The following is a 24192-nucleotide window of genomic DNA, read 5'->3' on the forward strand; positions in this document are numbered from 1 at the left end:
GGTCGGCAAGCGCGCAGACGTTGCGAAGCGTTCCTGAAAACTGGGCTGTTGCGTCGCGAATGCCCATCAGGCGTCCGACGATTTTAACGCCTTGCCCCTGCAGGACATTGAGGTCGAGCGTGGTCCGGTCTGATGTGCCGACAAGCTGCGGCGACGGGACTCTTCGGGCGCGGTCGGGGTCGTCAGCCTCTTCGATGCGCTGGTCGAGCACGCCCGTCGCAAGCATCCACCATTGGATATCGCGACCTCGATAGACGCGCGGCAGCCGGACGTGTTCGCCCACCGCGAGCGTGACGGGCCGGCCGCTGAGCTGGATCTCTTGCGCCAATTGCAGACCTGTCGCCGATGCCCCAACCACCAGCACCCCGCCAGGGACAAGCTGCCCGGGATTGCGGTAGGAGTGAGCCGATAGCTGTTCGATGGTCGCTGGCATGGCCTCGGCCAGTCGCGGTATTACAGGCTTGCTGAAAGCACCCGTGGCGAGCACGACGGCACGGCACAGCCAGTCCCCATTTTGGGTTTCCACCCGAAAGCCGTGGCTGCTCTGCGCAACTCTGTTGACTGCGGTACGCGTTAGAACCGGTGCTGATGTGTATGTGGCGTAATCGGAAATGAAATCGGCAACCTGCCCGGCGTTCATAAAGCCGTCCGGGTCGTCGCCTTGGTATGGGTAGTCGGGAAGCCGCGCCATCCAGTTGGGCGTGAGCAAGCGCAGCGAATCCCAGCGTTCCGTGCGCCAGCTATTCGCGACCTCGCCTCGCTCGAGAACCACATGCCTGAGCGAGTGCTGGCCCAGCAGATAGCTTATCGCCAGGCCTGAGTGACCGGCACCGATGACGACGACGTCAACGGTGCCGGCGATCCCGCGCGATGCGCTTTTGCTCATCAGGACTTGCTCGAGGTGACCGTTACATCGGTCGGGTTGGTGATCACGTCAAAGACGGCCGAGCGCTTCTGCGACTGCGCGACGAGAGCGGCGATGTCTTCCGCGCTGGCGTCCGCGTCGATGTCGTAGTGCACCTTGATGCCGTCGAAGCCGTTGCGCACGTCCGGATCGATGCCGAGGATGCCCTGGATATTCATGCCGGCTTCGAGCGTTGCCTTGACCGAGTGGAGCTGGATGTTGCGGTTTTGCGCGACAGCGGCGATGCCCGCGGTGAGGCAGCCGGCCAGTCCGACCAGCACAAATTCGACGGGTGTCGCACCCTTGTCCTCGGACGCAAAGATTTCCGGGTGATCGGACTCGAACTTGTAGGTCTGGCGATGCTGCTGTTCTGCGCCCAGGCCGAAGAATCCGTCGACTGTGGCTCGGTTGTGGGTCCCCTTGACCCATTCGCTCGTCGCGCGCCACTTGAACCGGGCGGCCTCGGGGGCATCCTTCAGCGCCTCGCGGGCGCCAAGCAGGGCGGCTACGTTGACACCATTTGTGGCGGTTTCCGTGCGTTTGGTCATAGGTCGTACTCCTGTTGACAGGTGAGGGTCCGGCTTACAGCGGACGGAATGTCTTCCCACGGGCGTGTTGTGCGCAGCATGGGAGTGAGCGTGGAATCGCCTGGCGAAGCGCTGTGCTGGCGTAGCTCCTGCAGCCGAACTCCAGCGATCGCCGAGGTTGGGGTGGCGCCTCGTTCAGAGGATCCTGCCCCAGCTGTTTGATGAGAGCCTTTTTTGGCGCGGTGTAACCGGCCAGCCAATGTCCTTTTGAATTTCCAATGGCAGGCTGTTCAGAACGCGTTCGGATTTTCGTGCTTCACGGGCGTTTTTGATGGCCGCCCCATAGCGCGCGACCGTTTCAAACATTGACATCTTCTTCTCCTGTAGAGCTTTGGGCGCCTCGGGATATACCCAAGGAGCCGCTCAACAGTCTGTTAAATGCTCCACATTTGTATCTGCAAGGTTGCACCAAAACCGACGTTTGGTAACAAAATCGCAGATGACCTACGCGAGGGATTTCGGCTACGGGTGGCTGGACACGAAGGCGGCGACGAAGAAGAAGTGGCGGATAGGCGCGGCCAATTCAGAGGGCCGGACCCAACCGGACAGGACTTCCATCATAAAAGCGCGACAGCCGGAAGCGGCTGAGGTCGTGCCCGGTCTCGTTTCCCGCGATCATGTCGGCAACGACGCGACCTATGCCAGGCCCGATACCGAAGCCGTGGCCGCTCATTCCCGTCGCGACGAAAAGGCCGCCGACTGCCTCCACCCGATCCACGACGGGGACGACGTCGGGCATGGCGTCGATCATGCCACCCCAGCCTGCCTTCAGGCGAACCGTCTCGAACTGCGGAAAGAGGTGCTTGAACTTGCGTTCTATCGAACGCAGACGGGCCCGTTCAGGGGCCGGGCTGAGCACACGCATTCTCTCGAAAGGGCTGCGCGAATCCGGCGCCCAATCGCGCGGCGTCGACCAGGCATCGGGGTAACCTGACGGCGCGAACGGAAAGTAGCGTGTTCCCAGCGGATTGTCCCTGAGGGCCGGAAGGTATTTGGTGGCGTGACGGAATGCGTCCGGCCCCACGTAGTGCAGATGGCTGCCGCCCGCGGCGAGCGTGTAACCGCCATCCTGCCGGCGCCTGAAAGCGATGTGTTCGTCAGTTGCCGCACCTGGATAGATCTCGGGCAAGGGCTCCGTTGCGGCTACGGTTACCCTGACGCTGAGCTGGGGGATGGACACGCCGTGTCTTCTCAAGAACAGGGACGACCAGGCGCCACCCGCGACCAGCACGGTGGAGGTCTCGATATACCCCGCCTCGGTCCACACGCCCTTGATCTTTCCGGCCGAGATCTCAAGGGTTCGCGCTGCGCAATTCTCTACGATTTTGACACCCTTTCGGACGGCAAGCCGGGCAAGTGCCGGCACCGCCAGCCAGGGCTCCGCACGCATGTCGGAGGGCGTCGTCATCGCGCCCTTGAATCTGCGCGACATGCCTTTGATGAGCTTGGCGGCTTCGCCACCGTCCAGGAGGCGCGTGTCGAGCGCATGGATCGCGGCGATCTTCATGAACGCTTCGAAGCCGGCCATGTCCTTGTCCGAGTTTGCCAGATAGGTCACGCCTGTCTGGCTCAAGCCGATGTCTTCGCCGCATTCCTCAGCCAGCTGCCGCCACAGGCGAACAGCCTCGATGACGATGGGCAACTCGTCGGCGTCCCGTCCCTGCTTTCTGATCCAGCCCCAGTTGCGGGACGATTGCTCTGCCGCAACGCGTCCCTTTTCCAGGAGCGTCACCGGAATGTTGCGCTGCGCCAGGAAAAGCGCTGTCGTCACGCCGATAACACCGCCGCCAATGACCACCACCTCCGAACTCTTCGGCGGTGGACCTGGATGCTGGATTGGATCCGTTTTGGAGAACGGGAATGTGGGCAAGTGGCGCACCTGTAGGCTGGTCGATGGCTCTGGCTTACTGGTTGACACCCTGTAGAAGCCAAATCAAGGACCGACCCAGGCAGACCGTTGTCCCACGACACTTCAATCTATCTGCAGTCAACGTCCGCAAGGGGTCGAATTCGGCCCAACGGGCTGACCGGATTGACCTCAGCCCGGCGCCCCAGCCACCGAGCCCCGGACCACCAGGTCGACCGGCCAGACCTCACCGCGGGCGCCTTCTTCAAGGCCGGAAATGCGCGCCGCCAGCCGCTCGGCGATGCGGGCCCCGGCGAGGCGGATCGACGAGCGTGTCGTCGACAGCGGAACGGAAAAATTCTCGGGCTTCAGCCATGGGAAGACGTCGTCATGGGCGATCAGAGACAGGTCGCCGGGAATGGTCAGGCCAAGGTCGCGCACCGCGCGCACGACGCCGAGCGACATGATCAGGCTGGAGCAGGCGATCGCGGTTGGCGGTTCGCTCTGTTCGAGCAGGCGCCGCGCGGCGCGATAGCCGTTCTCCTCGGTCATCGTCACCGAGCAGACATGGCGCTCGCCGAGTGTCAGGCCGCTGGCGGCCAGCGCGCGACGCATGCCGCGCTCGCGGTGAATGGCGAAGGTCTCGCGGTCGTCGCCATTGATCAGCGCCAGCCGGCGATGGCCGAGCTGGACCAGCAGCCGGGCCGCCTCGTGGAAGGCGCCCTCATTGTCGATGTCGGTGAACGGATAGTCGAAATCGAAGCCGTCGCTGCGGCCATGGACGATGAAGGGGATGCCCAGCGTGTTGACCAGCGCCACCCGCCGGTCGGCCGGCCGCGGCGAGGAGATGTAGACGGCGTCGACCTGGCGGTTGGCGACGATGCGGCGATAGGTGGTCTCCTGGTCGTCGGCGTCAGCCGGCGACAGAACGAGGTCGAGTTCGTGCGAGCGGGCATAGTCCCCCAGGCCGGAGAGGAACTCGACAAAATGCGGATCGATATCGACCGAGGCGCCGGTCGGCAGGACATAGCCGATCATGCCGGTCTTGCCGGTCGCCAGCCGGCGCGCGCTCGGGTTGGGCCGGTAGCCGTGGCGCTTGGCGGCATCCACCACGCGCCGGCGGGTTTCCTCGTTGACCTCCGGATAGCCGTTCAGCGCACGGCTGACCGTTGTCTGCGACAGCGCCAGCATATGGGAGAGCTGTTTCAGGTTCACTGGGAGGCCTCCAAGCCTCAAAGCGCTTTTAATTTCGGATTCGCGCGGGCGCCATGAAGGGCGCTGCCGAACCATGGGACCATACGCACTGGTCCGGCCAGTTTGAAGCATAATACGCTGCTGCACCGCCAAAAAACTGTGCTGCAGTGCACTTTATCACGTGTTGCAGCCCGAAATCAAATCGATTAGACCGCTACCCTCTTGACTTCCGTTGGATTCAATGGCGAGATCAAAAAGACCAAAGCGCTTTGGAAGACTCTTTCGAAAGGTTGCGGTTCCTTTCCGAGTGAGTCACAGTCCTGCGGCGTCGGCGGGCGGAATGGAGGTTCCGTCCGGGTGTATGTGACCACTGGGAGGAATGCGATGAAGAAGATGCTTCTGCTTGGCGCCGCGTTTGCAACGCTCGCCCTGAGCCTGCCGGCGCAAGCCGAACTGAAATTCAAGCCGGGTGAAGACAAGCGCTTCAACTGGGCCAACTACGAAGAGCTGAAAAAGGTCGATCTCAAGGGCGAGACGCTGACCATCTTCGGACCCTGGCGCGGCGAGGATGAAGGTCTCATCCGCACGGTTCTAGAATATTTCCAGGAAGCCACCGGCGCCGAGATCAAATACTCCTCGTCGGAGAATTACGAACAACAGATTGTCATCGACACCCAGGCCGGCAGCCCGCCCAACATCGCCGTGCTGCCGCAGCCGGGCCTGATCCAGGATCTGGCTTCCAAGGGCCTGCTGACGCCGCTCGGCGACGACACCGCCAAATGGGTCAAGGACAATTACGGCGCCGGCCAGTCATGGGTCGACCTCGGCACCTTCAAGGACAAGGACGGCAAGCCGGGCTTCTTCGCCTTCCCCTACAAGGCCGACGTGAAATCGCTGGTCTGGTACTCGCCGGACAATTTCGAGGAAGCCGGCTACAAGGTTCCCAAGACCCAGGAAGAGCTTGCCGACCTCGAGAAGAAGATCATCGCGGACGGCGGCACGCCGTGGTGCATCGGTCTCGGCTCGGGCGGCGCCACCGGCTGGCCGGCGACCGACTGGGTCGAAGACATCATGCTGCGCACCCAGGCGCCTGACGTCTATGACAAGTGGGTGAAGAACGAGATCCCGTTCAACGACCCGGCGGTGGTCAACGCCATCGACATCTTCGGCAAGATCGCCACCGACGACAAGATGGTCGATGGCGGCGCCAAGGCGGTTGCCGCGACCGACTTCCGCGACAGCCCCAAGGGCCTCTTCTCGGTGCCGCCGAAATGCTACCTGCACCATCAGGCGTCGTTCATCCCGACCTTCTTCCCGGAAGGCACCAAGGTGGGCCAGGATGCCGACTTCTTCTACTTCCCGCCCTATGCGTCCAAGCCTGAACTGGGCACGCCCGTGCTCGGCGCCGGTACGCTCGCCATGATCACCAAGGATTCGAAGGGCGCGCGCGCCTTCATCGAATTCCTGAAGATGCCGCTGGCGCATGAAATCTGGATGGCCCAAGGCGGCTTCGTGACGCCGCTCAAGTCGGTCAACAAGGATGCCTATGCCAGCGACGCGCTGAAGAAGCAGGGCGAAATCCTCGCCAATGCCTCGACCTTCCGCTTCGACGGTTCGGACCTGATGCCGGGCAAGATCGGCGCCGGCGCCTTCTGGACCGGCATGATCGATCTGGTTGGCGGCAAGTCGGCCCAGGATGTCGCAACCGACATCCAGAAGAGCTGGGACGCGATCAAGTAATCAGCGGGCCAAGCAATCAGCGGCGAGTCAGCAGCCGCTTTGGCTGCAAGTTCAGGACTTCCTCCACAGACTGGATCCGGGCCTTGTTGGCCCGGATCCGACCGGCGCCGTACGCCGGACCGATTTGCGTTCGTTCGTTCCGAATAACTTAAATCGGCGCATTGCCACATCGCCAGGGCTGTTCAAAGCCCGGCCGATCATGCGCAGGGAGAGGGACCCATGGCTGCTCAGATCTTATCGGCCATTTTTGTCATCATCATCGGCGTCGGCGGCTGCGTCGCCTATTTCTGGGGCGCCAACAAGCTGGTCGACCTGATTTTCCCGTCGCGCGGCGTCGCCGGGGCTGCGGCCATCGATAATCTGCGCCGGCAAGGGCTGGTGCGTCCCTGGCTGTTCGTCGGCCCGGCGATGATCATCCTTACCGTCTACCTGATCTATCCGGTGGTGGCGACGCTCTGGCTGTCCTTCCTCGACCGCGGCGGCCAGCACTTTGTCGGCTTCGCCAATTATGAATGGGCGTTCGGCGACCGTGAGTTCCGCAACTCGATCCTGAACAACATCATCTGGCTGGCGGTGGTGCCGGCGGCGTGTACCTTCCTCGGGCTGATCATCGCCGTGCTCACCGACAAGATCTGGTGGGGCACGATCGCCAAGAGCCTGATCTTCCTGCCGCTGGCGATCTCCTTCGTCGGCGCCAGCGTGATCTGGAAATTCATCTACGAATATCGCGGCGAGGGCCAGACGCAGATCGGCCTGCTCAACGCCATCATCCAGTATTTCGGCGGCCAGCCGCAGGTCTGGATATCGCTGCCGTTCTGGAACAATTTCTTCCTGATGATCATCCTGATCTGGATCCAGACCGGCTTTGCCATGGTCATCCTGTCTTCGGCGCTGCGCGGCATCCCTGAAGAGACGCTCGAAGCCGCGGTCATCGACGGCGCCAATCCGTTCCAGATTTTCTGGAAGATCATGGTGCCGCAGATCTGGGGCACCATTGCCGTGGTCTGGACGACGATCACCATCCTGGTGCTGAAAGTGTTCGACATCGTGCTGACCATGACCAACGGCCAATGGAACAGCCAGGTGCTGGCCAATCTGATGTTCGACTGGATGTTCCGCGGCGGCGGTGATTTCGGCCGCGGCGCCACCATCGCCATCATCATCATGATCGCGGTTATCCCGATCATGGTCTGGAACATCCGCCAGGCGAACAAAGAGACGGGAGGACATTGAGATGGCCGTCGCGACCGGAAAATCCTTTGCCAGCCGTTTCGGCGTCCACATCGCCGTGCTCATCTTCGTCGCCATCTGGACCGTGCCGACGCTCGGCATCCTGGTCTCGTCGCTGCGCGACAAGGACCAGATCATCGCCTCGGGCTGGTGGAATTCGTTCTCCAGCTCCACCCAGACCGAAGCCGGCCGGTTGCCGCCTGCCTCGGCGCAGGTTGAGAAGGACGGGAAATTCGTGCTTGCCGGCAACATCTTCGGCGACGCTGCCGCCCGCAACATCAGCGCTTTCGGCGTCAAGTCGGCGGCACCGACGCAATATCCGGCCGGCACGACTGCCGATCTCGGCGACGGAGTCACCTTGCAGCTCAATGCCGACGGAACTTTCGTCATGTCGTCGCCGAAAGCCTTTGAGGGCGATCGTGGCCAGCGCGTCTATTATGCCTCGTCGGCGCCGCCGAAATTCACCACCGACAACTACAACACGGTGCTGTTTTCCGAAGGCATAGGCCGCTCGTTCATGAACTCGCTGACCGTCACCATTCCGGCGACCGTCATCCCGATCCTGATCGCGGCCTTCGCCGCCTATGCGCTGGCCTGGATGCGCTTTCCCGGCCGCGCGCTGCTGATCGCCGTCATCATCGGCCTGCTGGTCGTGCCGCTGCAGATGTCGCTGATCCCGTTGCTCAAACTGTACAACGGTGTCGGCACTTTCTTCGGCGTGCCGTCGAAAACCTATCTCGGCATCTGGCTGGCGCATACCGGCTTCGGCCTGCCCTTCGCCATCTATCTCCTGCGCAGCTACATTGCCGGCCTGCCGCGCGAGATCATGGAATCGGCGCGCATCGACGGCGCCAGCGATTTCGAGATATTTGTCAAGATCGTGCTGCCGCTGTCGTTCCCGGTGCTGGCCTCCTTCGCCATCTTCCAGTTCCTGTGGGTGTGGAACGATTTGTTGGTGGCGATGGTTTTCCTCGGTACCGAGGGCGATCAGATCGTGCTGACCGCCAAGCTCAATGCGCTGCTCGGTTCGCGCGGCGGCGACTGGGAGATCCTGACGACATCGGCCTTCGTCACCATCATCGTGCCGCTGATCGTGTTCTTCTCGCTACAGCGCTATTTCGTCCGCGGGCTGCTGGCCGGCTCGGTCAAAGGAGGTTGAGACTGATGCAATCCGCTTTGAAGGCGACCTCGAAGCCCGATCTCGCCGTCGATCGCGACTGGTGGCGGGGCGCGGTGATCTACCAGATCTATCCGCGCTCCTACCAGGACTCCGATGGCGACGGCATAGGCGACCTCAAGGGCATCATCCGCAGGTTGCCCTACATCGCCTCGCTGGGTGTCGATGCCATCTGGATTTCGCCCTTCTTCAAGTCGCCGATGAAGGATTTCGGCTACGACGTCTCGGACTATTGCGACGTCGATCCGATGTTCGGCACGCTCGCCGATTTCGACGCGCTGGTGGCGGAAGCCCATCACCTCGGTCTCAAGGTGATGATCGACGAAGTGCTGTCGCACACCGCCGACATCCATCCATGGTTCAAGGAAAGCCGCGCCAATCGGGCTAACCCGAAGGCCGACTGGTATGTCTGGGCCGACGCCCGGGCGGACGGCACGCCGCCCAACAACTGGCTGTCGATCTTCGGCGGCTCGGCCTGGCAGTGGGACACAAGCCGCCAGCAGTATTATCTGCATAATTTCCTGTCCGAGCAGCCGGACCTCAACTTCCACAATCTGGAAGTCCAGGACGCGCTGCTCGACGTCACCCGCTTCTGGCTGGAGCGCGGCGTCGACGGCTTTCGCCTCGACACCATCAATTTCTACTTCCACAGCCAGGGGCTGGAGAACAACCCGCCGCTGCCGCCGGAAGAGCGCAACGACCAGACCGCACCCGCTGTCAATCCGTACAACTACCAGGACCATCTCTACGACAAGAGCCGGCCGGAGAACCTTGCCTTCCTCGAACGGTTCCGGGCGCTGCTCGACGAATATCCGGCGACCGCCGCCGTCGGCGAAGTCGGCGATTCGCAGCGTGGGCTGGAAGTGGTGGCCGCCTACACGGCCGGCGGCAAGCGCGTCCATATGTGCTATTCCTTCGACTTCCTGGCGCCGGAAAAGATCAGCGCCGCCAAGGTGCGTCAGGTGCTGGAAGCCTTCGGAAAGGTCGCCAGCGACGGCTGGTCATGCTGGGCCTTCTCCAACCATGACGTGATGCGTCCGGCTTCGCGCTGGGCTGCCGATGAGGCCGATCCGGCGGCCTATCTCAAGGTGATCTCGGCGCTGCTGATGTCGCTGCGCGGTTCGGTCTGCCTCTATCAGGGCGAGGAGCTTGGGCTGGGCGAAGCCGAGCTTAAGTTCGAGGATCTGCAGGACCCCTATGGCATCCGCTTCTGGCCCGAATTCAAGGGCCGCGACGGCTGCCGCACGCCGATGGTGTGGGATGCAACCGCCAGCAATGCCGGCTTCTCGACGGCCAAGCCCTGGCTGCCGGTACCGGGCAAGCATTTGTCGCAGGCGGTCAACGTGCAGCAGGGCGACGCCGCCTCGCTGCTTGAGCACTACCGGCGTTTTCTCGGCTTCCGCCGTCAGCATCCGGCGCTGGCCAAAGGCGACATCGAATTCATCGAAAGCGAGGGCGACACCGTCGCCTTCACCCGCCGCGAGGGCAATGAGCAGATCGTCTGCGTCTTCAATCTGGGCAGCAGGCCGGCCGAGGTCGATCTCGGCCAGGCGCTGCAGCCCTTGGCCGGGCACGGTTTTTCGGGACAATCCGGCACAGGTTCGATCCGCCTCGGCGGCTACGGCGCCTGGTTCGGGCGCATCGACTGAGTTTTGACGAAACGGAATTTCTTGAGGAAATCTGGGTTCTCTAGGGAAATCACTGGGAGGAAATCATGGCCGATGTCACGCTGAGACAAGTGAAGAAATCATACGGCAATCTGCACATTCTCCATGGCATCGACCTCGACATAAAGTCGGGTGAGTTCATCGTCTTTGTCGGCCCGTCGGGCTGCGGCAAGTCGACCTTGCTGAGGTCCATCGCGGGGCTTGAGGAAATCACCTCCGGTGAGCTGAAGATCGCCGGCGAGGTGGTCAACGATGTGCCGCCTTCAAAGCGCGGCATCGCCATGGTGTTCCAGTCCTATGCGCTCTACCCCCACATGACCGTCTACGACAACATGGCGTTCTCGATGAAGATCGGCAAGGAAAGCAAGGCCGAGATCGACAAACGGGTACGGCAGGCAGCCGAGATCCTGCAGCTGACCAAATATCTCGACCGTCTGCCCAAGGCGATGTCGGGCGGCCAGCGCCAGCGCGTCGCCATCGGCCGCGCCATCGTGCGCAACCCGAAAGTGTTTCTGTTCGACGAGCCGCTGTCGAACCTGGACGCGGCGCTGCGCGTCGCCACCCGCATCGAGATCGCCAAGCTCAAGGAATCGATGCCGGCTACAACGATGATCTACGTCACCCATGATCAGGTCGAGGCGATGACGCTGGCCGACCGCATCGTGGTGCTGAAGGACGGCCATATCGAGCAGGTCGGCACGCCGATGGACCTCTACAAGAAGCCCGGCAATCTGTTCGTTGCCCAGTTCATCGGCTCGCCGGCCATGAATATCTTGCCGGCGACAATCGACAAGGCGGGCGACCCGACCATCGTCAGCCATGTCGGCGGCCGCAAGGCCACGGTGCCGATCGCGACACCGGCTTCGGCCAAGGGTGCGGCAGTCAGCTTCGGCGTGCGGCCGGAAGATCTGTCGGTCGCCACCGGCACGGAGTATCTTTTCGAAGGCGTGGTGGACTATGTCGAGCAGCTCGGCGAGGTCCAGCTGGTCTATGTCGACATCGGCCGCGCCGACCTGCCGCTGGTGACCAAGCTGCCCGGCAATGTCGAGGTCAAGCGCGGGGCGAAGCTGCGGCTGACTGCGGATGCCGGCGACCTGCACATATTTGACGCCGAGGGACATTCCTTCTCGCTCAAGCCCGTGGAAGTGAAGGCGGCCTGAGATCGGCGCGTCGTATCGGCATGAAAAAAGAGCGGCGGGCCAGGCCCGCCGCTCTTTTTTCAAACTTCGGCTGTTAGAGCAATTCCAGGAAAAGTGTGAGCGGTTTTCCGTCCGGGAATTGCGAAAAACAAACAGATAGTGCGGTTCGCCGTTTCTGTGAAACGGTGAAACGTTCTAGCGGTTGCCGAAGAGGTTCCGGTTGCTGCCTTGCGGGGCGAGCTTCTGCACGTCACCCGACGAGTTCAACAGCTTGTAGACCGGCGAACCGGTGTTCGGTACCGACGACGTCCGGGTGTTGTCTACGTTGACGGTCGCCTGGTTGTCGACGGCGCTACCGCCGACATTGTCGTTGCGGGCATAAGCACTGCCGGCGGCAACCAAAAGCGCAGCGGCAGCAAGAGCAATCTTCTTCATGTCAAGTCTCCTGAATTTCCATCATGTGGCGGAGCGGCCGACAGTCCCGCCGCTCTCCGGCTTGTTCGATGTTCGACTGGGATCGTTGTCCGAAAAACTCTGAGGTCAGATCCCGATCGTCTGTTAGCGACCGAAGAGGTTACGGTCGGCGCCCTGTGCGGGGGCCTGAGCAGCCGAATCCGACTTCGCAACCGAAGCCGTGTGGCCACTATCGGTCGACGTAACCGCAGGCTGGTTGGCGCCGTTCGAACCATAGTTGTCACTGGCGGCGAAGGCGCTGCCGGTGATGGCCAAAACGGCGGCGGCAGTAAGGATGATCTTTTTCATTTTAAATACTCCTGAATTTCTTCGAGATCCCAAGAGCAGCGGACAGGCCGCCACGCTTTTGTTTGGATCGGGATCAGCTGTTAACGGCCGAAGAGGTTGCGGTCGCTGCCCTGAACGACGGGCTGCTTGTCAGCGTGCGCCGACTTCTGAATGGAAGCCGTATACGAGCTGTCAACCGCGGCAGCGGGCTGGTTCGCACCATTGGAACCATAATTGTCGCTACCAGCGAAGGCGCTGCCGGTGATGGCCAAAACGGCGGCGGCAGTAAGGATGATCTTTTTCATTTTTAGTACTCCAGTTTTGCTGTCCGTCTCAGCGGCGTGTGGTGGGAGCAATTCGCGTCGTTCGGACAGCCCCGATGTGGGAAAGCCATAGGCTGGTTTCCAATCACGAAGTTGTTCCGGCTGGGCCATGATTTCACCTCTTGTAATTTTCATAAGCATGCCTATCATCTAACTTTTTATAAATAATACAAAGACTTATGTGACCATGGCGTCTGGCTCACCGAGTGTGTCCGGGCGTCAGCGTTCACACCGTCCTGCACGCATTGTCAACAGAAACGAACCGTTCGGTTCGATTTTAGAAACTGCTAATAGTCACTTTTCGATACCGTTGACGTGTTTTCCCTTGGTCGGCAGTCTGATTCGAGGTGATTTGCGAGGGCCGCGATCCGCCCCGAAAACAACACCGTCAGCCCCACGATCGTCTGCCGCCGCGTTTGTCGTGCGTGTCGCGCCGCATGGAGACGATGTCGCTTTCATGCCGATGTCGCGATCGCTGCCGTGATTAGATGATCCCATCTCAGGTGCCGCTTCGTGACGACGGAGCGGAGAATTGGGAAGCCGGTCAGAATCCGGCGCTGCCCCCGCAACGGTGGTGGAGTTCAAGTCGCAACGGGAGACCACTGGGCAAGAAGCCTGGGAAGGTGTCGCGATGGTCCGCAAGGACAACTCCAGAGCCCGGAAACCAGCCCGAGATGCTTGAACTCGACTGATCGCGGTGGGCGGTCAAGAGGTGGATAGCGCATGCCGGCGTGTTGCCGGCCTGCGGCCGATCCTTCCTCCATCACCACCAAGTTCAGTCCTTAAACCACGAGGACAGAACTATGGATGCGCGCAACGACATGCTGAGGCTCTTGAACGGCCGCAAGCAAGGCTTTTCGCTCGAGCAACCCTTCTACACCGACCCGGACTATTTCAAGCTCGACATGGAGCTGATCTGGTATCGCGACTGGCTGTTCGTCGGCCATGATTGCGAACTGCCGAAGCCCGGCAGTTATATCACCGTGCAGATCGGCGACTATCCGGTGGTGCTCGTCCGCGACCAGAAGGGCAACATCAACGCCTTTCACAATTCCTGCCGCCATCGCGGCAGCCGCGTCTGCAACACCGAGAAAGGCACGGCGGCAAAGCTCGTCTGCCCCTATCACCAGTGGACCTACGAGCTCGACGGCCGACTGCTGTTCGCCCGCCAGATGGCCGAGGGTTTCGACAAGAGCCAGTTCGGCCTGAAGCCGGTCGCATGCGAAAGCGTGGCCGGGTACATCTTCATCTGCCTGGCGAAAGAACCCGCAGACTTCGCGCCGATGCGCGCCATGATCGAGCCCTACCTCAAGCCGCACCGGCTGAGCGAAGCCAAGATCGCTTTCGAATCGACCATCGTCGAGAAGGGCAACTGGAAGCTGGTCTGGGAAAACAACCGCGAGTGCTACCACTGCGCCGGCAACCATCCCGAACTCTGCAAGACCTTCCCGGAAGCGCCGACGGTAACCGGCGTGCAGGGCGCCGACAGCGATCCGGAGATGCTGGCGCATTGGGCGAAATGCGAAGCGGCGGGCCTGCCGAGCAAATTCCGCATCGATCCGGCCGGACAATACCGCGCCACCCGCGCGCCGCTGCTGCGCGATGCCGTCAGTTACACGATGACGGGAAAGCGCGCGGTGACGAAGAACCTCTCCGACACTGTTGCCGCCGACCGCATCGGCACCTTGATGCACTACCACTATCCGACGACCTGGAACCACATCCTCATCGACCATGCAGTGACCTTCCGGGTGCTGCCGATCAGCGCCACGGAGACCGCGGTGACGACCAAGTGGCTGGTGCACAAGGATGCGGTCGAGGGCGTCGACTACACCATCGACGAACTCACGCATGTCTGGACCGAGACCAACGACCAGGACCGTCGCATCGTCGAGGAGAACGCCTTCGGCATCCTGTCTCCGGCCTATGAGCCAGGCCCCTATTCGGAGCTGCATGAGGGCGGCGTGATCCAGTTCGTCGAATGGTACGCAGCCTTCATCGGTCCGCGCCTTGCCGAAGGCGGCCGGCCGGCGCTGCGCAGCGTCGCGTGAGCTCATGTCGCCCAAAAGTGTATTGCGGTTTTGGGATCACGACATGAGCAGAGCAAAAAGGACAGGGGGATGAATGCGATGACGGATCTTGGGCTCTATCGCCATCTCGACCAGATGGCGCCGTGGAATGACAGGCTGCAGGTGCTGGAGGTGATCGGCGTCAGCGACGAGGCGCCAGGCGTCAAGACCTTCACCTTCCGCTCCGACAACCAGACCTGGTTCCGCTACAAGCCGGGTCAGTTCGTGACGCTGGAGCTGCCGACACCTGACGGGCCGCTGATGCGCACCTACACGCTGTCGTCGTCGCCATCGCGGCCGTTTTCGATCGCAGTAACGGTCAAGGCGCAGGCCGGCAGCATCGGCACGCGATGGATGTTCGACCATTTGACGCCCGGCTCGCATGTCAAGGCCTATGGACCGGCCGGCGACTTCTCGTTGCACAGCCACCCGGCGGCCAAATATCTGTTCATTTCGGCCGGCTCCGGCGTGACGCCGATGATGTCGATGCTGCGCTGGCTGAACGACTGTGCGCCGTGGACCGATGTCGGCTTCGTCAACTGCGCGCGACGCCCCGAGGAGATCATCTTCCGCAAGGAGCTCGAACTGCTCGGCGGCCATATGCCCGGCCTGTCGCTCGGCTTCATGATCGAGGAACGCTCGAGCCGTGAAGGCTGGTACGGTCATATGGGCCGCATCGACGCGATCCGGCTGCCCTTGCTGGCGCCCGATTTCCGCGAGCGCGAGATCTTTTGCTGCGGTCCCGATCCCTTCATGCGCGCCGTGCGCGGCATGCTGGATGCCGCCGGCTTCGACATGATGAAATATCATCAGGAGAGCTTTGCCGCGCCCGCGGTGGAGGAAATCCCGGCGCCGTTTGCGTCTCCCGCTGAAGAAGGCATCACTGCTCCTGCCGAAGCCGTGACGCCGATCCGCTTCTCGCTTTCGGAGGTCGACGCCGAATGCGTCGCCGGCCAGACCGTGCTGCAGACGGCGCGCGCTTCGGGCGTGCGGATTCCCGCCGCTTGTGAATTCGGCCTGTGCGGCACTTGCAAGGTGAAGAAGGTCTCCGGCGCTGTCGAGATGAGCCACAATGGCGGCATTCTCGATCATGAAATCGACGACGGCTTCATTCTTGCCTGCTGCTCAAAACCGCTGTCGGCGCTCGAAATCGAGGCCTGAGCGGCCGCCATAACCGTAGCTGCTCATCAGGCGCAGACAGGGTGCCTGCGGGTCTTTGTCTTGCCAAGAATGGGCCAACTGATTTAGACGCACTCTCGGAAGGGCTTGCCAGACCGTGAAACCGGCGCGATCCCTTCAAGGGCGTCTGGGACGGGATGGAGCGATGCAGCAACGGGTCTACGCGGTCGCGAGCAAGGATATCGTGTTCGAATCGTTCGATGGCGAGGCCGTCGTTCTCGACCTCTCGAATGGCAAATATTTCGGCTTCTCCGATTCCGGCAGCCGCATCTGGCAGGCGCTGTCGTCAGGCGTCGCCGCCCAGGCGCTGGTCGGAGCGAGGGCGGGTGCGGCGACAATAGGGTTGGCCGATCTCGAAAGCTTCATTGCCCGGTTGCTCGACTTCGGGCTACTGGCGGCTGCGGAAACACCAGCGCAACCGCTTTCGGGCGACCTGCTGGCTGAGCTTGCCGCCACCAGAGAGCCGCTCAGAGTCGACGTCCATGACGACCTTGCCGATCTCATCATCGTCGACCCGATCCACGAGGTCGAGGAACCGCTCGGCTGGCCGGCGGTGAAACAGGCATAGACATTCCCACAGGCTTCCAGGGCGCATTCGCGACGCCGGTCGCCGGAACACAGGCCATGCCCTCGATCACGCTGCGGACCCTGCCGAACTATGCGCGCCATGTGCTGGCAGCGACCGAAGACGCCGCCGCCAGCTACGCCGTGGCCGCCAAGATCCGGTTGCCCCTGCTGGACCTGACGATCCACCTCAGCCATGGCGCCTTGGCGGATGCCATGGGCCATGCATTTATACAGGCTCCGGACAATCAACCTGTATCCGGCAACTGCCGCATTTTCGTCGCCCATCCCGGCATTGACGGCATCTCCGCCCCGGCGAGCTGGGGCCGGGGCGAGTACAACCATCATGCCTTTGCCGGCCGGCTGGCCGAGGCCGGATTGCGCGGCAGCTATTATCATGACCTCGACTTCTGGCAATTCCATGATCCGCAACGCCATGTCGGGGCGCAGCTGATGATGTCGGCCGACGCTTATCCGCCATGGGAACAAGGGGCGCCGTTGCGGGCGTTCCTGCACTGGGAATATGCGGCGCGCGGCATGCGGCTCACCCATGCCGGCACACTGGGCATCGACGGCAAGGGCGTACTACTGGCCGGCGCCGGCGGCGCCGGTAAATCCGGAACCGTCGTTGCAGGTCTCCTCAACGGGCTCGACAGCGTCGGCGACGACTATGTGCTGGTCGACCGGACAGATCGCGTGACAGCGCGGCCCCTGTTTGCCACGCTCAAGCAGGACCCGGAGGGTTTCAAGCGGCTGAAGCTGGGAGACCGGCTGAAATCGTACCAGCCGCTGAATTGGCAAGGCAAGCACGCGTTTCACATTGACGAGATCGCACCTCGGCCAATCCCTGAAAATCTAGACATTATCGCGTTGATGGTGCCACATATCGGTGGAGGTACGAAAAGCTCGATCATGCCCATATCGCGCAAGGACGCCATGATTGCCCTGGCACCGTCCGGCATCGTGCAGATGCCGGGCGAGCGGGAATCCGGCTTTCGCTTTTTCGGCGACCTCACTCGCGATCTGCCTTGCTACCGGCTGTCCCTGGGGACCGAGCCGCGGGAGATCGCAGCTGCGATAGCGGATTTCATCCTGGCAGGCGCTGCATGAGACTGAGCGTCATCATGCCTGTCTACAACCGCGAACTCTATGTCGTCTCCGCGCTGCGGTCGCTGCTCAGGCAACGCGACGATGCCGATCTCGATATCATCGTTATCGACGACGGTTCGACGGACGGCTCCGTCGACGCCGTCCGGATGCTGATGCAGGAGGCATCGTGCATCCGACTGTTCCAGCAGTCCAACCAGGGTGTGGTCAAGGCACGCAATGCCGGTCTGAGGCAATTGCTGCCGCAGGCCGAGTTCGTGACGTTCCTGGATTCGGACGACGTTTCCCCGGCTGGACGGTTCAAGGCCGACCTTGCCCTCTTCGAAGCCGATCCTGCCCTAGAGCTGACGTATTCGCTGATGACGCGCGTCGATCTCATGGATGACGAGGCGCTCTACCCGGCGCCGGGCGGTAGCGGCCCTACCATGCGCGGCGTGAGCCTGAGCGCGGCCATCTTTCGCAGAGAACTCGTAGACCGCACCGGCGCTTTCGACGAGGATCTACGGCAGGGCGAAGACACCGACTATCTGCTGCGCATCTTCGAAACCAGCCCCAGACATGTTCTGCCCGATACAATCGCAGTCTACTATAGGCGCCATCCTGGCAACCTGACCAACCAGACCGGTGTGGCGATGCGCGAACTTCTGCATGTGATCCAGAAATCGATGCAGCGGCGCAAGGCCGATCCGTCACTGCGTCCGGTCGAGGGGCTTTTCGAGATCAAGCGCACGGCCGATTGGTGACAGGATGAGCACGTCAAGGCCCGGGATGCGTGCATGAAGCTCAGCGTGATCATGCCGGTCTATAACCGCGAACGCTATGTCGGCCTCGCGCTGCGCTCGCTGCTCAGACAGAGCGACGCCGCCGATCTCGACATCATCGTCATCGATGACGGCTCGACCGACGGCTCGGCAGAAGTGGTGCGCGCGATGATGGACGAGAACGCCTGCATCCGCCTGTTCCGGCAGTCCAACATGGGCGTGACCCGCACACGCAATACCGGTCTCGGCCTGCTTCTGCCGGAAACGAAATTCGTGTCGTTCCTCGATTCGGATGACATCTCGCCGGCCGGTCGCTTCAAGGACGATCTCGCGTTTTTCGAAACCGACCCCGGCCTTGAGCTGACCTATTCGCGCATGACACTGGTCGATCGTCTCGATGACACGACGCTGGAGCCGGCTGCCGGCAGCCACAGCATCACGGTTCGCGGCATTCATCTGTCGGCCGGAATTTTCGCGCGGCGGCTTGTCGAGCGGATCGGCTGCTTCGACACGGATTTCAATCAGGCCGAGGACACCGACTATCTGCTGCGCATCTTCGAAAGCGGACCGAACTATGTCATGCCTGATACAGTCGCCCTCTACTACAGACGCCATCTCGGCAACATGACCAAGGAAGCCGATGTCCAGTCTCGCGAATTCATGCGTGCCGTCTTCAAATCGATGAAACGGCGCGAAGCCGACCCATCGCTGCGGCCGATCGAGGGCATCTTCGATCTCAGGCCGCTTGCGGATTGGCGGTTCCTGTGATGGCCGGCTACGGCGTCGTCATTCCGGCGTTCAACGCCACCGCCACCATCGCCGAGACACTGCGCTCGGTCGCGGCCCAAACGGTCGCACCTGAGGCCATTGTCGTCATCGATGATGGCTCGACCGACGACATTGCATCAGCAATCAACACGCTGGATATGCAGGTCATGCTGCTGCGCCAGGAAAACGCCGGCCCCGGCAGCGCCACCACCAAGGGCATCGCCGCGCTATCGACGCCCTTTATCGCCACGCTTGACGCCGACGATCTGTGGCTGCCGACCAAGATCGAAAAGCAGCTTGCGCATTTCGAGCGGTTTCCGGCGACGTCGGGGGTCTTTACCCATATGAGCAATTTTCGCGGCGGCCGGCCCGATGCGCCGGATGCAGCCGCTGTGCCGGGCTGGTCCCGCACAACGATGATGATCCGCCGCGCGATCATCGGTGCGGTCGGCCCGATCGTCGATCCGCCTGGCGGACGCGGCGAGATGATCGACTGGATCGCCCGCGCGCGCGAGGCGGGCTTCGCGCTGGGCATGCTGGACGAAGTGTTGGCGCTGCGCCGCATCAGGCCCGGCAGCCTGTCCTATGGCCGAGATTGGCGTGATCGCGGTTATCTCGAAGTGGCCCGGCTCGCCCTGCAGCGCCGGGCGCGAAACAAGGCGGACCGCAATTGACGGCTATAGCGATCCGCCGCATCGGCCGCCGGTTTCCAGATTATGGCTGGTCGTGGCCAACAGGCGGGCTTGACCAGTTGCTGAAGGCCGCGCTGTTGCCCGATGAAGAGGCTGCCGCCAACCAGGCGGCGCGTTGGCTCGACGAGAACGACATCGACCAGGTTTCCTTTCGCGAGCACCGGCTGCTGGCGGCGATCTCCGACAGGTTCGGCCGCAAGCTCGCCGGCCACCTGGCCCATCCGCGCCTTGTCGGCCTGCAAAAACTGCTGTGGACCAGATCGCGGCTGGCGATGCGCGAGGCGGAGCCGGCCCTGCAGGCCATGGTCGATGCCGGCTGCGCGGTCATGCTGATCAAGGGCGCCAGCCGCATCGCGGTCAACGCCGCGGCGCAGCGCGGCCGGGTGGCGCACGACATCGACATACTGGTACGCCCGCAAGACACAGTTGCAGCCTTCGACGTGTTGCGCGACCGCGACTGGCAGATCGCCACCGGCGTCAGCCCGCAGTTTCTGCGGACGAGACTGGCGTCCTTGCGTTCGATGAATTTCTTCAAGGGCAGTTTCGGCGACATCGACCTGCACCAGCAAGCCTATGACGGATCGCAGCAAAGCGCCGAGGACGATTTGGCGATATGGCAGCGGGCGCTTGCGGCCGAATTCAACGGCGTCAGGCTACTTGTTCCCTCGCCTGCCGACCGCATGACGCTGGCGATCGCGCATGGCGGCCTCGATGCACACACCCACAGCGACTGGCTGGTCGACTGTGCGGTCGCCATCCAGGGCGGCGAGGTCGACTGGGAGGTGTTTGCCGACATCCTCGCCAAGCGCCGCCTGGCCGTCGCCGCGGCGGTAGCGCTCTCCTACCTCAGTCTGGAGATCGGCATTGCGGTGCCACAGGCCGAACTCGCAAGAACGGTGGCGATGGCCGATCGCGCCGGCCTGTCGCGCTGGTCGTCGGTTCTGCAAGCCAAGCCGCGCACCGATTTCGGGGGCCTCATCTGGCTGTCGCGCGGTGTCGCCAAGCAGCTGCGCCTGAAACGCAAGAAGGGCCGCCTGCAGCAGCCGGTACCCGAAATCGTCTGGCGCGGCAGACCGTCCCTGCGCAAGGCAAAGCCGGTGCCTGCGCCGTTCGCGCTTTCGCAAGCCCTTCCGCGGCCGGCAGGCGCCGGGGACATGATGCTGGATGTGACCGTCAGGATCGTCGTTCCGCCGGTTCGGCGCCGCATCGAGATGGAGATCAATGCCAACGGGCAGCATATCGCCCGCTTGCGCTCGCAGGTGATCAGCCGCGGCGGCGGCGAAAAGGTGCTGCATTTTCGCGGCCGGGTGAGCCTGGAGGAGCCAGGCCGAGCGCTGGTGCTCGAAGCGCGGCCGTCACGCCAGTTCCGCCACTGGGACAATGAAGCCGACGTCGCCACCTATGCCGCGCTGCCGTTCCAATTGCTGTCGGCACGGTTTTTGCCCGCCTGACGACAGGGGCCAGCCCGCTCAGACTCCATAGCGCTCGGTGCGAATGATGTCCGCTGATATGCCGGCGTCGATCAGCGCCTGGGCGGCCGCCGACACGAAGGCGTTCGCGCCGCAGACGAAGGCGAGCGCCGGCGGTTGCGGCAGCCGCGCCTGCGCCTGCATGACCATTGCCGTGTCGATGCGCCTTGAATAGTCGGACGGACGCTGTGCGGCCTCGCGCGTCAGCGTCAGCACCAGGTCGAAACCGTCGCGGCGGTCGTCGAGGCTGATCAACTCGTCGCGGAAGATCACCTCGTCCCAGACCCGCACCGAAAACATCAGCGCGACCGGCGCCGCCGATTTGCGCAAGGTCCGGTGACGCACCATCGCCATCAGCGGCACCACGCCGGAGCCGCCGCCGACCAGAAGCAGCGGCCCGCCATCGCTGTCGGACCAGACAAAATGGCCGCCAAGCGGTCCGCGCAGCTCGATCTCGTCGCCGACCGCCGCCACCTCGTGGAAAAAGGGCGAAACCTCGCCGTCGTCGAGTTTTTCGATCGCCAGCTCGATCGTGGCGCCGCTCTCCGGCGCCGAGGCGATGGAATAGGAACGGCGCGCCTGATAGCCGTCAGGCGCCGTCAGCCGGACGTCGACATGCTGCCCGGCGCGATAGGCGAAAGGCCGCGACAACGCGAAGAAGAAACTGGTGACGCGCGGCGTGCGCTTTTCGATGCGGGTGATCCTGGCTGTCTGCCAGGGCGATTGCGGCGCCGATGCCTCGCTCATGGATCGCCGCTATAGCGCTGCTCACGCCACGGATCGCCATAGATGTGATAGCCGCGCAATTCCCAGAAGCCCGGCTCGTCGCGTTCGGTGAACTGCAGACCGTTCAGCCATTTGGCCGACTTCCAGAAATAGAGATGCGGCACCAAAAGCCGCGCCGGCCCGCCATGGTCGGCCGTGATCGGCTTGCCTTCATAAAGCAGCGCCACCATCGCCTTGCCGGTGGTGAGATCCTTGGCCGGCACATTCGTGGTGTAGCCATCATACCCATGCGCCAGCAGGAAGCCGGTCGGCGCTTCTATGCCGGCATCGGCAAGAATGTCGTCGACCAGCACGCCTTGCCAGGCCGTATCGAACTTGGTCCAGGCGGTGACGCAATGGATATCGCGCGTCATCTTGGTCAAGGGGAGCGCGTTGAACTCGGCCCAGTTCCATTTCTTGATCGGGCGCGGGCCGTGCTTGAGCGTGAACGACCAATCCTCGGTGCGAACGCGCGGCGTTGGCCCGGCGGACAGGATCGGAAAACCCTGTTCGAGATACTGCCCGGGCGGTATGCGGGCATCCGTCTCTGTCGGAGGCTTTCGACCGGAGGAAAAACCGCGAGTGACCATCTCAGACTATCCGTTTGCAGCAGGCCATTACCGACCCTGCCGCAGTGTTCTCGAAGATGTGCTGGCGGGCAACAGGAATCTTGGGCGGCGCGGCAGGCCCGCCAGGATCACCCCGGCGGGCCTGCCGCATCGTGCTTCAGCCGGCGGCGAAGGGTATGGCGACGAAGATCTGCGCATCGCCGCGATCAACCAGAAGCAGCACCGACTTGCGGCCCGACTTGCCCGCCTCGGCGATCGCCTGGTTGGCCTGTCTTGCGTTGCGCACCGGAGACTGGTCGACGGCGACAATGACATCGCCCGGCTGCAGGCCGGCATTGGCGGCCGCCTTGTCCGGATTGACGCGCTCGACCACGGCGCCATGCTGGTTGGCCGCCAGGTTCAGCTCCTCGCGGATATCGGGCGTCAGGTCGGTCAGGCCGAGGCCGAGCGAGGGCACGCGAAGCGCCTGGCCGGCCGAGGGCTTTTGATTGTCACCCTCGGTCGAGGCCGACTTCACATCGTCGCTGTTGCGGCCAACATCGGCGGAGATCTGCACCGTCTTGCCGCCGCGCCAGACGTCGAGCGTTTCCTTCGCGCCGGGCGCGACATCGGCGACGGCCCGCGACAGGTCCTTGGGATCCTTGATCGCCTCGCCGGCGAAGCTGGTGATGACGTCGCCGGTCTTGATGCCGGCCTTTGCCGCCGGTGATCCCTCGGTGACCTCGGAAACCAGCGCGCCGCCGGGATGGTCGAGGCCGACCGCACCCGCCACATCCGGCGTCACCGGCTGGATCTGGACCCCGAGATAGCCGTACTGGATGTTCCCACCCTTCATCAGCTTGGCGACGACCTTTTGTGCCTGGTCCGACGGAATGGCGAAGCCGACGCCGACACTGCCGCCATTGGGCGAATAGATCGCCGTGTTGATGCCGACGACATTGCCGGCGACATCGACCAGCGGGCCGCCGGAATTGCCGTGGTTGATCGGGGCGTCGATCTGGATGAAATCGTCGAACGGCCCGCTGTTGAGGTCGCGGCCGCGGGCCGAAACGATGCCGGCGGTGACCGTGGTGCCGATGCCGAACGGATTGCCGATGGCGAGCACCTGATCGCCCGGCATGAGCTTGTCGGAATCGCCCCATTTGACCGTCGGCAGCGGCTTGTCGGCCTTGATCTTGAGCACGGCAAGATCGTTCTTGGCGTCGTGGCCGACCAGCTTTGCGGGAAGCTCGGTGCCGTCGTCCAACGTGACCTTGATCGAAGTGGCGCCGTCAATGACGTGGTTGTTGGTGACGATGGTGCCGTCGGCGTCGACGATGAAGCCGGAACCAAGCGCCTCGGCACGCTGCGCCTGCTGTGGCGGCGTCTTCGGCATCGGGATGCCCTGGTCGCCGAAGAACTGGCGGAAATAGTCGTCGAAGGGCGAATTGCCGCCGAAAGATTGTTCCTCGCTCATGTCTTGCGGCTGCGCCTTCATGACGGTGGTGACCGTCACCACCGCAGGTTTATCGACGGCCACGATTGGGGCGAAGGAGCCGTTGGGGGCCGTTATCCCGGCGACAGGGGTCTGGGTGGTGGCCACGGCGGAGCCAGCACTTTGGGCGAAAGACGCGACGAAGGGACTGACGATCAGCGCAGCGCCCAGCAAGGCCGCGACGCGATGTCTGCGAATTATGTCTGACATGGTCGTTTGTCCGGGCG

Annotated in this window: 24 protein-coding genes and 1 riboswitch; of the genes, 13 read left to right on the forward strand and 11 right to left on the reverse strand. The window is 62.9% G+C overall.

All coding sequences use genetic code 11. From position 1 onward, the window contains the following. The 5 genes from AC1D1N_RS17955 to AC1D1N_RS17975 form a co-directional block, all read right to left on the reverse strand. A partial coding sequence (locus AC1D1N_RS17955) for an NAD(P)-binding domain-containing protein (protein ID WP_477350110.1) occupies nt 1-886 on the reverse strand: 886 nt, incomplete at its 3' end. Then, complete coding sequence (locus AC1D1N_RS17960; protein WP_477350112.1) at nt 886-1452, reverse strand: OsmC family protein; 567 nt, start codon at nt 1450-1452, stop codon at nt 886-888. The genes AC1D1N_RS17955 and AC1D1N_RS17960, both read right to left, overlap by 1 nt. A gap of 174 nt (nt 1453-1626) precedes the next feature. Next, nucleotides 1627-1803, reverse strand: a complete 177-nt coding sequence (locus AC1D1N_RS17965; protein WP_192255001.1) for a hypothetical protein — start codon at nt 1801-1803, stop codon at nt 1627-1629. Between the two features lie 211 nt (nt 1804-2014). Beyond that, the gene (locus tag AC1D1N_RS17970; RefSeq protein ID WP_477350114.1) at nt 2015-3361 is read right to left on the reverse strand and encodes an NAD(P)/FAD-dependent oxidoreductase; all 1347 of its coding nucleotides are present in this window, start codon (nt 3359-3361) and stop codon (nt 2015-2017) included. Nucleotides 3362-3529: 168 nt separating this feature from the next. Beyond that, nucleotides 3530-4552, reverse strand: a complete 1023-nt coding sequence (locus AC1D1N_RS17975) for a substrate-binding domain-containing protein (protein ID WP_477350116.1) — start codon at nt 4550-4552, stop codon at nt 3530-3532. Nucleotides 4553-4915: 363 nt separating this feature from the next. On the opposite strand from AC1D1N_RS17975, the gene AC1D1N_RS17980 reads away from it, so the two are divergent. The 5 genes from AC1D1N_RS17980 to AC1D1N_RS18000 all read left to right on the forward strand — a co-directional run bounded on the left by AC1D1N_RS17980 (nt 4916) and on the right by AC1D1N_RS18000 (nt 11505). Next, on the forward strand, nt 4916-6271 hold the full coding sequence (locus AC1D1N_RS17980) for an ABC transporter substrate-binding protein (protein ID WP_192249306.1): 1356 nt from the start codon (nt 4916-4918) through the stop codon (nt 6269-6271). A 219-nt stretch (nt 6272-6490) separates the two neighbouring features. Next, complete coding sequence (locus AC1D1N_RS17985; protein ID WP_023668891.1) at nt 6491-7504, forward strand: carbohydrate ABC transporter permease; 1014 nt, start codon at nt 6491-6493, stop codon at nt 7502-7504. A 1-nt stretch (nt 7505) separates the two neighbouring features. Beyond that, nucleotides 7506-8660, forward strand: coding sequence for a carbohydrate ABC transporter permease (locus tag AC1D1N_RS17990; RefSeq protein WP_477259662.1), 1155 nt, complete (start codon nt 7506-7508; stop codon nt 8658-8660). Nucleotides 8661-8665: 5 nt separating this feature from the next. Next, nucleotides 8666-10327 (forward strand): beta-galactosidase BglA, encoded by a 1662-nt coding sequence (bglA, locus tag AC1D1N_RS17995; protein WP_192249315.1) that lies wholly within the window; start codon nt 8666-8668, stop codon nt 10325-10327. Between the two features lie 65 nt (nt 10328-10392). Further along, on the forward strand, nt 10393-11505 hold the full coding sequence (locus AC1D1N_RS18000; protein ID WP_477350119.1) for an ABC transporter ATP-binding protein: 1113 nt from the start codon (nt 10393-10395) through the stop codon (nt 11503-11505). A 174-nt stretch (nt 11506-11679) separates the two neighbouring features. Here AC1D1N_RS18000 and AC1D1N_RS18005 read toward each other — a convergent pair whose 3' ends face one another. The 3 genes from AC1D1N_RS18005 to AC1D1N_RS18015 form a co-directional block, all read right to left on the reverse strand. Beyond that, nucleotides 11680-11919, reverse strand: coding sequence for a DUF680 domain-containing protein (locus tag AC1D1N_RS18005; protein WP_477350120.1), 240 nt, complete (start codon nt 11917-11919; stop codon nt 11680-11682). A 123-nt stretch (nt 11920-12042) separates the two neighbouring features. Next, the gene (locus tag AC1D1N_RS18010) at nt 12043-12246 is read right to left on the reverse strand and encodes a DUF680 domain-containing protein (protein ID WP_352582390.1); all 204 of its coding nucleotides are present in this window, start codon (nt 12244-12246) and stop codon (nt 12043-12045) included. A gap of 80 nt (nt 12247-12326) precedes the next feature. After that, complete coding sequence (locus AC1D1N_RS18015; RefSeq protein ID WP_477350123.1) at nt 12327-12530, reverse strand: DUF680 domain-containing protein; 204 nt, start codon at nt 12528-12530, stop codon at nt 12327-12329. 502 nt (nt 12531-13032) lie between these two features. Next, a riboswitch (cobalamin riboswitch) is annotated at nt 13033-13235 on the forward strand. Nucleotides 13236-13351: 116 nt separating this feature from the next. Between AC1D1N_RS18015 and AC1D1N_RS18020 the strand changes: the two genes are divergently transcribed. The 8 genes from AC1D1N_RS18020 to AC1D1N_RS18055 all read left to right on the forward strand — a co-directional run bounded on the left by AC1D1N_RS18020 (nt 13352) and on the right by AC1D1N_RS18055 (nt 21139). Then, nucleotides 13352-14599 (forward strand): aromatic ring-hydroxylating oxygenase subunit alpha, encoded by a 1248-nt coding sequence (locus tag AC1D1N_RS18020; protein ID WP_203277684.1) that lies wholly within the window; start codon nt 13352-13354, stop codon nt 14597-14599. Nucleotides 14600-14677: 78 nt separating this feature from the next. Further along, nucleotides 14678-15778, forward strand: a complete 1101-nt coding sequence (locus AC1D1N_RS18025; RefSeq protein WP_436261867.1) for an FAD-binding oxidoreductase — start codon at nt 14678-14680, stop codon at nt 15776-15778. A gap of 163 nt (nt 15779-15941) precedes the next feature. After that, complete coding sequence (locus tag AC1D1N_RS18030; protein WP_436257749.1) at nt 15942-16364, forward strand: PqqD family protein; 423 nt, start codon at nt 15942-15944, stop codon at nt 16362-16364. Nucleotides 16365-16420: 56 nt separating this feature from the next. Beyond that, nucleotides 16421-17470 (forward strand): serine kinase, encoded by a 1050-nt coding sequence (locus AC1D1N_RS18035; RefSeq protein WP_436257750.1) that lies wholly within the window; start codon nt 16421-16423, stop codon nt 17468-17470. Beyond that, complete coding sequence (locus AC1D1N_RS18040; protein ID WP_477350125.1) at nt 17467-18210, forward strand: glycosyltransferase family 2 protein; 744 nt, start codon at nt 17467-17469, stop codon at nt 18208-18210. Before AC1D1N_RS18035 ends, AC1D1N_RS18040 begins: the two co-directional genes overlap by 4 nt. Nucleotides 18211-18243: 33 nt before the next feature. Then, the gene (locus tag AC1D1N_RS18045) at nt 18244-18996 is read left to right on the forward strand and encodes a glycosyltransferase family 2 protein (protein ID WP_477350127.1); all 753 of its coding nucleotides are present in this window, start codon (nt 18244-18246) and stop codon (nt 18994-18996) included. Further along, entirely contained in the window at nt 18996-19670 is a 675-nt protein-coding gene (locus tag AC1D1N_RS18050) for a glycosyltransferase family 2 protein (RefSeq protein WP_477350129.1), read from the forward strand. The genes AC1D1N_RS18045 and AC1D1N_RS18050 overlap by 1 nt, the downstream gene beginning before the upstream one ends. Next, complete coding sequence (locus AC1D1N_RS18055) at nt 19667-21139, forward strand: nucleotidyltransferase family protein (protein WP_477350131.1); 1473 nt, start codon at nt 19667-19669, stop codon at nt 21137-21139. Before AC1D1N_RS18050 ends, AC1D1N_RS18055 begins: the two co-directional genes overlap by 4 nt. Before the next feature lie 18 nt (nt 21140-21157). On the opposite strand, the gene AC1D1N_RS18060 is transcribed toward AC1D1N_RS18055, so the two are convergent. From AC1D1N_RS18060 to AC1D1N_RS18070, 3 genes are all read right to left on the reverse strand, one after another. Further along, entirely contained in the window at nt 21158-21904 is a 747-nt protein-coding gene (locus AC1D1N_RS18060) for an FAD-binding oxidoreductase (RefSeq protein WP_436257755.1), read from the reverse strand. Continuing rightward, the gene (locus tag AC1D1N_RS18065) at nt 21901-22512 is read right to left on the reverse strand and encodes a molybdopterin-dependent oxidoreductase (protein WP_477350133.1); all 612 of its coding nucleotides are present in this window, start codon (nt 22510-22512) and stop codon (nt 21901-21903) included. Before AC1D1N_RS18065 ends, AC1D1N_RS18060 begins: the two co-directional genes overlap by 4 nt. A 136-nt stretch (nt 22513-22648) precedes the next feature. Further along, complete coding sequence (locus AC1D1N_RS18070) at nt 22649-24175, reverse strand: DegQ family serine endoprotease (protein WP_477350134.1); 1527 nt, start codon at nt 24173-24175, stop codon at nt 22649-22651. Nucleotides 24176-24192: the final 17 nt, after the last annotated feature.

This window comes from Mesorhizobium sp. P2_B5, from assembly GCF_056404775.1.